6 protein-coding genes and 1 pseudogene are annotated in these 15,089 nt (G+C 51.8%); 1 reads left to right on the top strand and 6 read right to left on the bottom strand.

The window, feature by feature from the left end; all coding sequences use genetic code 11:
* Nucleotide 1: 1 nt before the first annotated feature.
* The 6 genes from Z042_RS13630 to Z042_RS13605 all read right to left on the bottom strand — a co-directional run bounded on the left by Z042_RS13630 (nucleotide 2) and on the right by Z042_RS13605 (nucleotide 13,635).
* Entirely contained in the window at nucleotides 2–8,626 is an 8,625-nt protein-coding gene (locus tag Z042_RS13630; protein ID WP_162149758.1) for a non-ribosomal peptide synthetase/type I polyketide synthase, read from the bottom strand.
* Nucleotides 8,627–8,950: 324 nt separating this feature from the next.
* On the bottom strand, nucleotides 8,951–10,159 hold the full coding sequence (locus tag Z042_RS13625; RefSeq protein WP_024914079.1) for an acetyl-CoA C-acetyltransferase: 1,209 nt from the start codon (nucleotides 10,157–10,159) through the stop codon (nucleotides 8,951–8,953).
* Nucleotides 10,160–10,212: 53 nt separating this feature from the next.
* Nucleotides 10,213–10,857: a hypothetical protein gene (locus Z042_RS24565; RefSeq protein WP_024914080.1), complete on the bottom strand. Its 645-nt coding sequence runs from the start codon at nucleotides 10,855–10,857 to the stop codon at nucleotides 10,213–10,215.
* Between the two features lie 116 nt (nucleotides 10,858–10,973).
* Nucleotides 10,974–11,567, bottom strand: a complete 594-nt coding sequence (locus Z042_RS13615) for an outer membrane lipoprotein-sorting protein (RefSeq protein ID WP_202901353.1) — start codon at nucleotides 11,565–11,567, stop codon at nucleotides 10,974–10,976.
* A 169-nt stretch (nucleotides 11,568–11,736) separates the two neighbouring features.
* A complete protein-coding gene (locus tag Z042_RS13610) occupies nucleotides 11,737–12,921 on the bottom strand; it encodes an ABC transporter permease (protein WP_206187726.1) in 1,185 nt (394 codons plus the stop codon).
* Nucleotides 12,922–12,966: 45 nt separating this feature from the next.
* Nucleotides 12,967–13,635 carry an ABC transporter ATP-binding protein gene (locus tag Z042_RS13605; RefSeq protein WP_037407286.1) on the bottom strand — a complete coding sequence of 223 codons (669 nt, stop codon included), beginning with the start codon at nucleotides 13,633–13,635 and terminating at the stop codon, nucleotides 12,967–12,969.
* A 550-nt stretch (nucleotides 13,636–14,185) separates the two neighbouring features.
* Between Z042_RS13605 and Z042_RS13600 the strand changes: the two are divergent.
* A pseudogene (locus Z042_RS13600) lies at nucleotides 14,186–15,073 on the top strand (IS256 family transposase); the annotation flags it as partial.
* Nucleotides 15,074–15,089: the final 16 nt, after the last annotated feature.

Raw genomic sequence — 15,089 nt, 5'->3', positions numbered from 1 at the left:
ACTACTCCTGATAAGTGTCTGCCACGGTTTGTACCAACGACATATAGCCACCGGAAAAATCATTGACTTTACGTTCACTCAAACGCTGTTTATCAAAATCCACCCATACCTGAGCGCCACAATCGCTGACGTTGAAGATCAAATCGAATCCCTCATGCCGACCGGTTTCCCCCTCGCGGATGAACAGTGGCAGTACGCCACGGGGATGCTGACGCTGGCGGCGTGGCGGTTGCTGATGTACCGAGGCCGCCGCCAACTCGGCTTTTACCCGGTTTAATAGGTCGGCAATATTGTCAAGTTCGGCGAAGTCCAGCGCGATGGAGAGGAATCCATGTTCGGCGGCGCAGTAGAGCGTGATCACGTCCTGTGCCAGCAACTTGTGCAGGTACAACCCGTTGAGCGCCAGATTGACATCAGCAGGGGGCATCCCATACTGTGCAGACAATTGCGCTAACCGACTGACCCCGTTCTCATTGAGGGTAAGTTGCAGGTAGTCGTTATCAGGCAGGTTGTCAGAGGTATCAAAGAAATCCTTCGGCAGCACCAGTTCGGTAAAGCGCGTTGCAGACCCGACAGCCGAGGTGCGGGCCACAATGACCTGGTGCAGCGCACCAAGGGTCGGATTGGCGAAAACATCCGTTACGTCCAGCACACCCGGATAAAGCTTATCCAGCGCATTGTGCATCAGGACCAGGCTCAGCGAGGTTCCCCCAACGTCGAAGAAACTGCTGTTGGCGGTCATAGTGCTGTGGCCCAGTACGCTTTGCCAGACGCCACGCAGTGACTGCGCCAGCGCATCTCCAGCCGGTTCAGGGATGGCGCTGTGCGGGGACGGCAACGCGCCATTACTGCCACAGTCGCCGATTTCCTGTGGCAGGCGTTTGCGGTCAATTTTGCTGTTCGGTGTTAGCGGCATACTGGGCAGGCGGATCACCAAACCGGGGATCATGTGCTCTGGCAAACGCTGGCGTAAATACGCTTTCAGCTCTGCGACCAACTCAGCGTTATCCCGCTCACTGGTGCTGGTATAAAACGCCACCAGAACGGCGTTCCCCTGTTCCAGTTCCCGCATGACAATGGCGGCGCTGCTCACCAGTGGGTTACTGAGCAGTGCCAGCTCAACCTCTTGCAGCTCAATGCGGTATCCCCGCAAGTTCACCTGATTATCATTACGGCCGTAATACTCAAGTTCGCCGCTGGTGTTCCAGGCGGCAATGTCCCCGGTCCGGTACATTACCTCCCCCGGATGGAAAGGGTCGGGGACATAAACTTCATCCGTGCGTTGCGGATCGTTCAAATAACCGCGAGCCAGCCCGCTACCAGCAATATAAAGCCCCCCTCTGCTACCAGGCGGTAACAGCATCAGGTTATCGTCTAGAACGTACATTCGGGTGTTGGCAATCGGCTTGCCGATCGTCACGCCATCACCATTTTCCAATTTCTTGACCGATGACCAAATGGTGGTTTCCGTCGGGCCGTAAACGTTGAACAGCCGCAGGCCAGGTACCGCAAGCAACATGGCCTGACGCTGTTCAGGGAAGGCCTCCCCTCCCAGCAGCAATAGCTCAACATTGGTAAATATATCTGCGGGAGATAAGTTAGCGGCCAGCAGCAACTGCAATCGACTCGGCGTCATCTGTACCAGATTGACCCGTTCGTTCTTAATCAAAGCGGCCAGAGCGTGAGGGTCCTGCTGCTGACGTTCGTTGGCCAGGATCAGCGTTCCCCCGTAAGCCAGCGTCAAAAAGACCTCAAGGGCGAAAATGTCAAAAGAGAGGGATGTCAGCCCCAGAGTCACCGGGCGTTCGGGTAGCGTCAGCGCTTCATGCATCCCGTAAATAAAGTTAACCACGCTGCGGTGCTCAACCATCACCCCTTTAGGCTGCCCAGTTGAACCAGAGGTAAAGATGATATAGGCCAGTGCGCTGGCACTGACGGCGGGCAGAATGATACTCGCTAGCGCCTCTGTCTGCGCCGAGAAGTCCATTGATGGATCGACTATCTGCCCGGAAAATGTCAGCTTATCGGTGAGATCCGGTTGGCTAATCAGGATATTTATCTCTGACTTTTCAATCATGTAAGATAAAGTCGCCTGCGGGTAGTCCGGGTCAAGGGGAATATAGGCCGCCCCGGCTTTCAACACTGCCAACATGGCGATAATCAGCCCGCAGTTCCGGCGCAGCATGATACCTACACAGTGACCAGGGCCAGCCCCCTGCGCAACCAGATAGCGCGCCAGGGTGTCAACCGCCTGCTCAAGTTGCCGATAGTTCAGCGTCTCTGCTCCGCTTTTTACCGCCGTATGCTCAGGCGAGGTAGCCAGTAACAAAGGCAGGGTGAGTGTGAGATCATAGTCACGTCGCGTATTATTAAACTGCTTGATCAACCGCTTCTGCTCTGGTTTGGACAGCACACCGATCTGACCAAGCGGGGTTTCAGGATGATTCAGAACCAGATTGAGAATGTTGCGCAAGTAGGATTCCCAGCGCTGTACGGTTTCAGCCTTGAACAAGCGCTCTGCATAAATAAAAGAACAACGCAGTTGACCAGCTTCCTCGACGATCTCCAGCGTGATGTCGAACGCCGCTCCCTTCAGATTGACTGGCAGAGCGGTAACGGTGAGTTCGTCGCTGTTCAGGAGCCGATCGTTACCGTTTTCGAAGAAAAACATTGCGTCAAACAGCGCATTCCTGCTGATATCGCGCTGAATACCCAAGGTATTGATCAACCCATCCAACGGTAAACTGCTGTGTTCATAAGCCTCACCACACCGGTGATAAACCTGTTCAAGCAGTTCGGAGAAGCTCATTTCTGCTGACAATTTGCCGCGAATCAGCAAGGTTTGCGCAAACATGCCCAGAGTGCGTTCAAAATCCCCCATTCCCCTCTGGTCGAAAGGCGTGCCAATGCAGAGATCGTTTTGCCGTGACAGTTTATGGAGTAAAACGAAATAGGCACTGAGCAACAGGTTGAATGGAGTACAACGGTACCGCTTGCTGGCGTCTTTAATGGCCTTGGTCAGCTTTTTATTCAGCACAAAGTGCACCGTGTCGCCGGAAAAATCGGTTTGGGGCGGTCGTGGATAATCCAATGGCAAATCAAGCAACGGTGGCAAAGGCTGCAATTGAGATAACCAATAGGTCTGCTGTCTGGCACTACTTTCTTCCCCGCGGAAGGTATGCTCCAGAGCAACAAAATCCGCATAGCCTGCCGTGAGCGGCTCCAGTGCCTTCTCTTGGTATAAGCGAAAGAAATCCTCCATCAGCAGCGACAAAGAGATGCCGTCGGCGATCAGGTGATGCAGTTCAACCATCAACAGATACTGCGGCGAAGCGGTTTTGGCCGTGGCGGCACGAACGATCCTGACACGCCACAGCGGCGGGGCCGTCAAATCAAACAACCGCTCGTCGGGCTGCATCATCTCCTGCTCGGATGAAGACGCCTCCTGATCGACAAAGGTTATCTGTGGCTCCACCTGGGTTTGCACATAACGCTGCACCTCGCCGTCCTGAATACGGTAACCCGCACGCAATGCCTCATGGCGGGAAGCGAGGACGGCAAACAGCGCTTTAGCCTTACCCACGTCAAATTTCCCGGCTAATTTGAATGCACCGCAGATCCGGTAAGCCATATCGCCGCCCTTCATGCGGCTCAGAACGTACATACGCCGCTCTTCAGAAGACAGAGTCTTACCTTTGGCCTGCGGTGTGGGTAGATGCCCGGACGCCAGGCGTCGGAAGCTGAAACCACCACTGCGCAGTTGAGCCACTGCCCGTTTAATCGCCCGCAACATATGCTCTATGTCTTGCGGCGTATGCGCGGTGGAAAACAGACAGACCCGGCGTTCCCAGTAATAAACACCCTCTTGTTGTAACAGTCGGAAGAACAGATTGGTTTCCAACGCCAGATTCAGCATATCCTGGGAGGGCAGCGGTTCGAAACGGTACATTGAGCTGAAACTCTTCGTTTCCAATGGCACTTCCTGTTCCTGGAAAAATGCCTCAACCCGTGTGCAAAAGTCTGCCGTGACCTGATTCAGGCGTTCCTGCAACTGCCCTCCCTCCTGTTTGATCCGGCTCAAGACCGCATGGGCAGCCGCCATAGAAAGCGGGTGTTTACAGAAGGTTCCGGCAAAAACGGTGGTCTCGGCCTGCGGTTGTGAACCGTCGCCAAACTGCCAGTCGCCACCATCAATACAGGCTAACCAGGCCGCTCGGCCAGCAACCACCCCAATAGGCAGGCCACCGCCGACAATCTTCCCGTAGGTCACCAGATCCGCCTCAATCCCAAAGTGGGCTTGAGCCCCGCCAATGTGGCAGCGAAACCCCAGGATCATCTCGTCAAAAATCAGTGCGATCCCGTGCTGTTGCGTTAACTCCCGTAGCTGCCTGAGATACTGTGCAGGCTGGAGAGAGGGATTGCGGCTCTGCACCGGCTCGACCAGTACGGCGGCTATTTCATCCGCCTGCTCAGCAATCCGCCGTAAAGAATCGGCGGAACCATAATTCAGTACCAGAGTGTCCGCAACCATCGACTCTACATGGCAGCCCGCAGAAGGCTGGGCACCCTGTTCGCCAGCCTCGGCCAATATGCCGTCAAAAGAACCGTGGTATGAGGTGCTGAAACGCACAATCTTTTTCCTGTGAGTCACCGCGCGCGCCATGCGCAGGGCCGCCATAACGGCCTCGGTTCCCGTATTGGAAAAGGTCACCCGTTCGACCCCCGTCATCTCACGGATCAATGTGGCAACGTCGGCAGCCAAAGGTGATTGCGGCCCCAGAGTGATCCCTTTATCCAACTGTTGCCTGATGGCGGTAGTAATAAAATCAGGGTTATGCCCGAACAGGTTGACACCATATCCCATACAGGTGTCGATATACTCATTACCATCGAGATCGGTAAAACGCGATCCTTTTGAGGTTTCAACCACTACCGGGTAACAAAGCTCTTTGGCAGCCAGAGAAAAATTCAGTCCCGTCAGCCAATCCGCAAAACCTGAACGATTGTGTGCAGCATAGGCTTTTGACTGCGGTGTCCGCAGGTTAATATCTTCCGCCAACTGGCGCACAAAGGCCAATTGCTGTGGAGTAAGCGACTCGTTGCTCGGTTTCTGGAGCGGAGCGACCAATGTTCTCAGCGTGGGGATAACGGCTGCCGCAGGCTTGGCTAACTGAGGGGGAGCCTGCACCTGAGCGCCTGAGGCTAATCCTTCGAGTAGCTGTATCTGCTGTTGCATAAGAGCCAACTGGCCCTGTAACAGAGCCTGCAAGCCAGTCGGGTCAATTTCAGCTTTATCCGCTAAGACCACAGGTTCGGTTACGGCAGATAATAATGGTTGGCTCGCTGGCAAGGGCATTCTTTCAGGCATCGCCGTCAGTACATACTGTGCAATACGCGAAGGTGTATGGATCTGCGTAAAAAAGTCATTAAGGGAGATTTGTACCCCGAAGTGTGATTGCAGTCGTTTGTTCAGTTGCACCAGCATCAGCGAGTCCATCCCCAGCGCAAAGAGATGCTCCTCTTCACCGAGTTCACTCCCCTGCACACCGATCACCTCAGCGATCATCGCAGTGATGGAGGGCTGGATCTCTCCCAGGGAGGCCACAGCCCCCTTCTGTCCGGTCTCTATCCTCAGTTGCACGGCATTGGGCCGTTGTTGCAAGACAAAATCGGCGATCAACTGAGCGGTATTGATGCGGGTAAAAAAGTCATTAAGGGAGATTTGCACGCCGTAGTGAGACTGTAGCCGTTTGTTAAGTTGCACCAGCATCAGCGAGTCCATCCCTAACGCAAAGAGATGAACGTCCTTACCCAGTTCTGCTTTTGGAACGCCAATCACATCGCTAACCATGTTAATGATATTGGGTAGGATTTCATCCATCTTGGTTACCTCTTCTGGGATGTTTTGCGGACGCTGCGCAGCGGTACTGGCGACGTCTGGCAGCTCAAGGCTCGGTTCTGCAAACCAATAAGATTTGCGGTGATAGGCCGTAAGTGGCAATGGCGTCGCCAAAGGCCGGGTGCCGTGATACCCCATCCAATCAATGGTGGCCCCAGCCTGATAAAGCACCGACAGGCTGTCATTGATTTGTTGCCAAACACCGCATTCGGCAATAAGTGCAGGCCTGAACAGCACATGCTCTGCGGTTGCTGGCCCTGACAACAGCTCTGCGAGGCCAGCCGTAGCGCCGATCTCAATGACGTATTGCACGCCGTTTTGAAGGGCCTGTTGCAGCGCTTCCTCCAAGAGGATTGGGGCTGTTGCCTGCTGAGGCCAGTATTGGTCTGGAGCCTCACGATATTCGGCTATCGGCCGCCCCGTCATCGTTGAATACATCGGTATATGACCGTTGCCCATCACCGGGCCTCGCTGCCCAGCGGTCTGGCAACCACCAACCACAGCCTGCAATGCGTCGTCCAGACCGATAGCTCCCGCGACACAGGCCGCAACGTATTCGCCCATGCCGCATCCAATCACGCAGCCGGGGACAATCCCCACGGATTTCCAGAATTGTGTTAACGCATATCCCGTGCTGAACATAGCCGCCTGAGTCGCCAGGGGCGATGCCATTAAAGCGAGATCACATTTATCTTGGTACAACGCATTAGCCAATGAAAAACCCAACATGGGCTGCAGCCGTTGATCGCAACGTGCAAAATGGTGGCGGTAAACGGCAGAATGCAGGTAAAGATCCGCGAGCACAGTGACGTGATGCGGATCTTTACTTGAGTAGACAAACGCCACTTTCTGTGTTTTATAACCGCCATGCTTGACCGAAGACTGCGTGGCCAACTGGCTGTTTTCTGTCCTGGAAGTGGCAAAATGGCGTAATTCTTGCTGTAGAGATTGGCCGTCTTTTGCCAGACACGCGAAGCGAACGTGATAGCCGCTACGCTGAAAATTGGCCGCGCGACACCAGTGAGCCAATGCCTGAGTGCCCTGTTCCGGCACGGCCTCGGCAAACGTGGCAGCCATGGCCGCTAACCCTGTGGCAGATTTCGCCGACAGGGTAAACAGATAAGGAGCGGGCAGGACAGGTTCCACCCCTTGGGCTTCCCGCTGCGATATTTCCGGCTGATGGGCACGCAATATCATGTGGACGTTGCTACCGTTGATACCTAGCGAGGTGATCCCTGCGGTTTTGGGGTGTTCGTGCTGCGGCCAATCAATCAGGCGATCGACCACACGCAGCGCGGCGGTGTCCCAGTCAATCAGCGTGTTGGGTCGCGTCAGATGCAGATTCGGCGTAAACTGACCGTGTTGCATGCACAGCACCAGCTTAACCAATCCGGCCATGCCCGCGGCGGCTTCAAGATGACCCAGGTTTGACTTCACGCTGCCGATCCACAGTGGGCGCTGCCGCCCGGCAAATACCCGATTCAAAGCGTCCGCTTCCTGCGGATCGCCCAGTTTGGTTCCTGAGCCATGCGCCTCAATATAGTCGACCTGCTCCAGGTCGATGTGGCTGTTCGCCAAGGCGCTGCGGATAGCACGTTCCTGAGCCAGGCCGCTAGGTACGGTAAATCCACCATTGCGGCCATTATGATTAATCGCCGAGCCGCCAACGAGCGCCAGAATCGGGTTGCCATCGCGTACAGCATCGCTCAGACGTTTCAACACCACTGCCGCCCCCCCTTCGCTGCGCACATAGCCATCGGCATCATCGGCAAAACTGCGGCAACGCCCACGAGGAGAAAGCGCGTTCAGATTCGAGTAGCTGATATGCCCATCGGGCTTCAAAATCAGGTTAACGGCGGCAGCCACCGCAAGATCGCAGCTCCCCGCTTGCAACTCTTTAACCCCGTAGTGGACAGCAACCAGTGAGGAAGAGCAGGCCGAATCCAGCGCCAGACAAGGCCCCTGTAGGCCAAATGCATAAGAAATACGCCCGGCAGCGGTGCTTAACATGCTCCCAGTCAGAGAATAAGGTCCCGTGTTATGACCGAGATCTTTCCCCAAAGCCGCATAATCTGAACCGGAAACCCCCACAAAAACGCCCGTTTGGCTACCCGACAGTGCTTGAACATCTAGCCCGGCATCTTCAAAAGACTCATGGCACAGCTCAAGTAGCAGCCGCTGCTGAGGGTCCAGTGACTCGGCCTCTTTCGGTGAGATACCAAAGAACAGCGGATCGAACTGGTCAATATTCTGGAGAAAACCGCCCTCACTGCTGGTGATAGGCACAAATCGTTGCGGATCGTGTTTCCAACGGGAAACAGGGATGTGTTCAATCGGATCTCGGCCCTGGCTAAGTAGCTCCCAATAAGCCGCCGGCGTATCTGCTCCACCGGGGAAACGACATGCCATTCCAACGATGGCGATTGGTTCGTCAACCACGTTGCTCCGCAATTTCGCTATGACAGCACGGCTCTCAACATCCAGGGCTGTCTGGGCCGCCATTTTCTGTTGAATGTGGTCAGCCAACCCCTCAAGGGTGGGGTGATCCAGTATCGTTGATTGGCTCAGACTGACACCAAACTCTTTTTGTAAGTGGCCCTGCACGGCGACCATAGTCATGGAGTCCAAACCGGCATCAAACAGGTTAGTCTCCGCATTTAAATTCTCTTGCCCGCTATGATCCCCCACCAACTCACGCGCTCGATTAATAATCTCTCGGGTTGTCACACCCCATCCTTTATTAATATCTCCCGCTGCCGATACGTTTATACGACTGACTTTATCAGGCGCTGACTCCATTAACTGAATGATTTCCTCCAGCGCCTGATTAAAAGGATCAGCCGCCACAGTGGAGGTGGAAAGTGAAACTTTATCACCGTGCTGTTTTTTTGACTTTCTTTTAATTGACTGATGCTTTCCCGACTTTATACCCATGAGTCTGTCATCCTTGCAGTTTTATTTGCACGCCAAAGATTATATTTTTATAGTACTTTATTTAATTTGAATATTTACAAAGTGATATGGAATCACTAAATGAAAATGATTTATGCGTTAATCCGTATTTGAATAACGTTTTACAATTATTGCCGAGCCTATTCCGCCCCCCATGCATAACGCCGCTAATCCAAGCCGGGATCCCCGCCTCATCATTTCATAAAGTAGAGTAACGACAATTCTGGCACCGCTGGCACCAATAGGGCTTCCCAAAGCGATAGCTCCCCCATTGACATTCAGTTTATCGGCAGCCACCTCCCCAATGCCTTCCGTTCTTAACCCCTTAATGACCGCAAGCACCTGCACGGCAAAAGCTTCATTGAGCTCAATCAAATCAATATCGCTCAACTGTAATTTCGCCAGGCTCAATGCCTGCTTAATGGCAGGAACCGGAGCATAGCCCATCATCAGTGGCTCAACACCCACCTGAGCATAACTGACAACCTCGGCGATAATAGGTATCCCATGAGCGTTAGCCTGTTCTTCGCTCATTAATATCAGGGCAGCGGCACCATCATTGATACCCGAGGAATTTCCGGCAGTGACCGTTCCTGCCGAATCAAAAACTGACTTTAACGCCTCCAACCTTGAAAGACTCGTATCGGCATAAATATGTTCATCGTGTTGCATTATTGCCGCACTGCCATTTGCCTGGATAATCTCTATCGGACAAATTTCATCGGAAAATCGGTTAGACTCGAGGGCTTTTTTGGCCTTCATATGAGACCAAAGGGCAAAGCGGTCTTGTTCTTCTCTACTGATGCTGAATTTCTTTGCCAAATTTTCCGCCATAACGCCCATATGGCAATCGTAATATTTATCTGTCAGATTATTGAGAATTTCATCTTGGGTCTGGATATTCCCCATCAAATGGCCCAAACGCATATTTCTCATCACCAACGGAGCCTGGCTCATATTTTCCGCACCTGCGGCGATGACGACGCTGGCATCGCCAGCTTTAATCAACTGTGCTGCAAGAGAAATAGCCCGGAGGCTCGAGCCACATACCTGATTAACCGTCAATGCCGGGATCTCAACGGGAATACCGGCTTGTATCGCGCACTGCCGGGCCAGATTTTGACCTAGCCCTGCTTGAATGGCACAGCCTAATATAACCTCATCCACTATTTGCCCATTAATTCCCGACCTTATCATCGCCTCTTTTGTGACTTTGGCACCGAGAAAATCGACCGAAGTCTGTTTAAATGATTGACCAAACGAACCTATCGCACTTCTGACAGCCGCAGTGATTACCACTTTTTTCATTGATCTCCCCCCGCTTTTAGTGTCATCCTAAATCCTATGGCACAACCGGCGCGTTAATCCGCAAGCAGTTCCCCGGCAATCATAGCCTCTTTACTTCCAGGAACCCCGGACATCACCAATGCCAGATACTGCTTTGCTGCCTGTGTTTGCCCCGCCTGTTTCGCCGCTTTGCCTGCGCAAACGTAGGTCGCCGCCGTGACCGAAATAGGTAAGGACTTCACGATGTCGCTATCAAGCATCTCCGTCAATAACTGATAACCTGAGTCAAAACGGTTAAACATCTCTGGCATTTCAATAAACGTGCACCCGGCGGTGGTTTTGACCCATAAGGAAACAGGGGTATCCGCAAACGTGGAGATTTCATCTTCTGGCTGTAACAGTGCAATAGCTTTATCCATGCGCGACATCCCCGCCTCGGCATACTTGAGCTTGCGCCAAGGCAGCCAGGTATCGCGCGCCATCATGGTTTCTACGCTGCCCAGCAGCATATTTAACAAAGCACTGTCAGGTGTGGTCTGGTACAGCTTACTCAACGATTCAAATAGCTGTTTTGTTGCCGTAGCATCCCCCTCAACGGCTGACTCATATTGTGATTTCATCGTTGTTGAAACCACCATCGCGGGTGCGGCATTAGCCCCCGACACAACGAGCAGAGCGCCAATAGCCACAGCTATTAAAACTGTTTTTCCATATGCCATAATGTTCCTTTCCGAATACTCAATAATAAGAAAAAGTGACAATATACCCGTCATCTTTCAAGTTGTGCCGTACAGAGGTGCAACTTGAAATCCATTAGGATATAGATTTTAACCCACTAGATATTTTCAAGATTATTTCTTACCAAGTATGAAGGGTTGAAAAGCTTGTCATCAATATCGATGGTGCGTGAGCCCTTGAATTCGATAATAGTTTCATTTTTCTGCTGAATTCCATCCAGCAATTTCATTGAGATAACTGCAGGGTGATTATTCATTACACCTCGGCTGAATTGGGCTGTTTTCGCTAACTTGCCGGATTGCAGATAGAGATTAGCCGCTAAAGGAAAGCTGTCGCTCGCACTCAGCACCAGTTCGATTTTGTGATAGCTGGCCCCTTTACTCTTAGCTTCCAGTAATAGCTCCAACGCATCTTCCCCGTTTACCTGCAGCTTGGGTTGTTTTACTTCAGCCCGGTAACTTTCACTCCAACTTAGCGAAGATATATCCCCTACAGAGGCGTCTCCCAGCAATTTTTGCATGGGCGTAATACGGATAGGGCGTCGGCTTTTCGGCATAAACAACCAATAATTATCATCCTGCATCAACATTTTTTGCCCAGCCTCCGCAGCAGATTTAAACACCACCAGCGAACCCTTTCCGGGTTTGGTGTAAACATCATATAACTGGGTTGCTTTTAAGCTTCCTTGCACAAACTGGTTTACCCCAACCTCGGCCTTGATGGAACCCGCCTCCTGCCGATAACTGTCTGCCTGCTTAAGGCGCTGCTCTACGCTCGGCTCGGCTAACACAGAGGGCACAAACAACAGGATGCACAATAAACGCCAAGCCGCATGAACGCTGTACTTTGAATAATATTGATTACACATGGTTAAGTGCCTCCACAATTGTCTTACGTGCGCCTTTGCGGGCCGCAAGCCAGGCAGCCATGATGCAGATCCCCGTGAGGATCAACGACGTGACTAAAGCGCCTATCAGAGAAAAATTGACATACAATGGGTAAGCCATGCTGCTACCCGGTGGCGGCGGCATTTCTATGTTTACAACTAGCAGAAAACCGCTGACAGACAGCGCTAGTAAGGTGCCAATGAAGGTGCCCACCAGACCCAACAGCAACCCTTCCAACACAAAATTGCGGATGATTTCGCACCTGAATGAGCCCAACGCCGCCAGCGTGCCGATTTCTTTCGTCCGCTCCACAACTGACATGCTCATCGTATTGGAGATCGCTAAAAACACCATGACGATAATGATGCCACCCAGGAGGCTAAACAGGTTGTTATATAAGTTTTTCACTTTTTGATAAAACGAGGCAAGATTGATCCACGGCGTCGCCTCCAAAGCAGTTTGTTCAATCTGTATCTGCTTTAACTTGGCCTCCGTTTCCCTGTGCTCATACAGAAAAATGGAGAGTGTGCTGACCTTGTCACTGTCTAACAACTGTTGTGCGGCGGACAACGAAGTATAAAGTTGGCGCTTATCCAACTCAGGCACCCCGGTGGAAAAGATACCGACCACGCGGAAATCAATGGCGTTCAGCGTATTATTTACTGTGGTAGACATCAGCGTGATCTCATCACCCACGCTGACCTTCAGGTTTTTAGCTAACCCTTCCGCCAGCATCACTTCGGGGGCCAACGCCGGGTCCGATTTGCCTGACAACGTCTTGCCATGAGTCAGCAGCATAATGGGACCTTTGATCTGAAACTCTCTGGCCTCAACCCCTTGCCCGATAAAAATCGTTGATTTCTCACCATTGGAAATCAGACCAGAAAAATCCACCCTCGGCAACACCGACTTGGTATCAGGATCCGAGAGATAGCGGTGTTGCAGTGCCTGATAATCACTCATGCCCAACTGCAAAGGAAAATCTTCTTCCGTAGAAAAATATCCCGGCATTGAGAGAATAACGTTGCCATTTTCCCTGATCGCCATTTCTTCCAGGGATTCGTAGGTAAACAGACCAAAACCAATGCTGACCAACAGCGCCATCGTCGCAATGGCGTTGACGGATATCGTTAATAGAGCCCGGCGTCTGTTTCTCAAAATATTGTACCAGGCAAGCTTTATCCAACGCATAACCTCAATCCCTTATTGTTCTGCTAACAGGCTGCCATCCTGCAGGCGAATGATACGGTCACAACGCCGGGTCATTCGTTCATCATGGGTAGCAATCAAAAAGGTCGTTTGGCTCTGATGCCCCAACTCCCTCATTAAATCAATCACCAGATTGGCATTCTGAGTATCCAGATTGGCGGTGGGTTCATCCGCAATCACCAATTGGGGCTTTTTTACCAGCGCGCGGGCAACAGCAACGCGTTGTTGCTGCCCGCCCGATAATTGCGTGGGGCGTTTATGGATCTGTTCACCCAGACCAACCGCCTCTAGTATCGCCAGCGTTACACTACGCCGTTCTTTAGCTGGCACATTGTTCAGCAACAGCGGATATTCAACGTTTTCGTAAGCCGTCATCACAGGAATGAGGTTATAGTGCTGAAAGATAAATCCCAGTTTGTCGCGACGTACCTGGGTGGTTACTGAGCTCCGTTTAGCTATTTCCTGCCCCTGAATAAATACTGCACCTTGATAACCCGTGTCTAATAGCCCACAAATATTTAACAGTGTGCTTTTCCCACTCCCTGAAGGGCCACACAATGCCACTACCGAGCCGCTATCAATCGTCGCGCTGACGTTTTGCAACGCACAAGTTATATTGGCACCTTGCTGGTATGTCTTAGTTATATTCTCAAAACGAATCATTTCCTGTTTACCCTATATCTCGCTCAGCTTGAAACCCGGTGATTGACGCCCATGGACAAAATGCACCAGCGTTTGAACACTATGGTTGTAGGTAGTAGCAGTTATAATAATAAGGAGTAGTAACAACTTACCGGGCTGGATAACGGATAACTCAACAACGCGACCAAAGGTTGAAATGCAATATAAACGGTTATAATCACGAATTAGTGGTGAATCTCACTCAAAATCATAAGAAAAATTACTTAGAAAAGTAGGTTAGCACCCAAAGCAGTTTTATGGGATCCAGTGAAGTTTTAGCGCCAAGCGAGATCGGAGTGCCCTTGTTTCTGGCAACATTGTGACAGACTTTAACAGCCAGGGGGTCAAAGCATCCACTGAGGCTCCATTATCAGGAATGAACAACCCAGCGCGTGGCGTTCATCCTGTACCGAAACTTCAGGGCTTAGCCAAGCCGTCCTTCCCTACTGCTGCAAACGTTGCCGACCAACAGTAGCAGAAAGCTAAAGGGCTATTTCAGTATCCGCCATCGGTTGCCCTGTGACAAAATTAGTTGACCACTACAGCCAAAGGGATGACCACGAGAGAAATCGTTGCCACGTTCAAAGAAATGTACGATGCCGACGTGTCACCCACGCTGATATCCAAAGTCACCGATGCCGTTAAAGAGCTGGTCACTGAGTGGCAAAATCGGCCACTGGACTCACTGTATCCCATTGTTTATTTTGATTTTATTGTGGTGAAGGTGCGTCAAAATGGTAGCGTCATCAACAAAGCCGTGTTCCTTGCCTTGGGCATCAACACCGAGGGGCAGAAAGAACTTCTGGGCATGTGGCTGGCAGAAAATGAAGGGGCCAAATTCTGGTTGGGCGTGTTAACTGAACTGAAAAATCGGGGTCTTCAAGACATCCTGATTGCCTGCGTAGATGGCCTGAAAGGCTTCCCCGATGCGATAAACAGCGTCTATCCACAAACGCACATCCAGCTGTGTGTTATCCACATGGTACGTAACAACCTGAAATACGTGTCGTGGAAAGACTACAAAGCAGTCACCAGCGGGTTGAAAACGGTGTACCAAGCCCCGACAGAGGAAGCGGCCCTGATGGCATTGGACAAGTTCGCAGGCGTCTGGGATGAAAAATACCCGCAAATCAGCAAAGGCTGGCGTACACACTGGGAAAATCTCAACACGTTCTTTGGTTATCCAGCAGATATCCGCAAGGCCATATACACGACCAACGCCATCGAATCGCTAAACAGCGTTATCCGGCAGGCGATTAAGAAACGTAAAGTGTTCCCGACAGACGACTCGGTGAGAAAAGTGATTTATCTGGCGATCGAGGCGGCATCGAAAAAATGGACTATGCCGATCCAGAACTGGCGGTTGGCGATGAGTCGTTTTATTATCGAGCTCGGTGACCGTCTAAACGATCATCTTTAATAGGCGGGCAGTTACA

The sequence above is a fragment of the Chania multitudinisentens RB-25 genome (assembly GCF_000520015.2).
Lineage (GTDB): Bacteria > Pseudomonadota > Gammaproteobacteria > Enterobacterales > Enterobacteriaceae > Chania > Chania multitudinisentens.
This window is presented reverse-complemented; position numbering and strand designations above follow the sequence as displayed.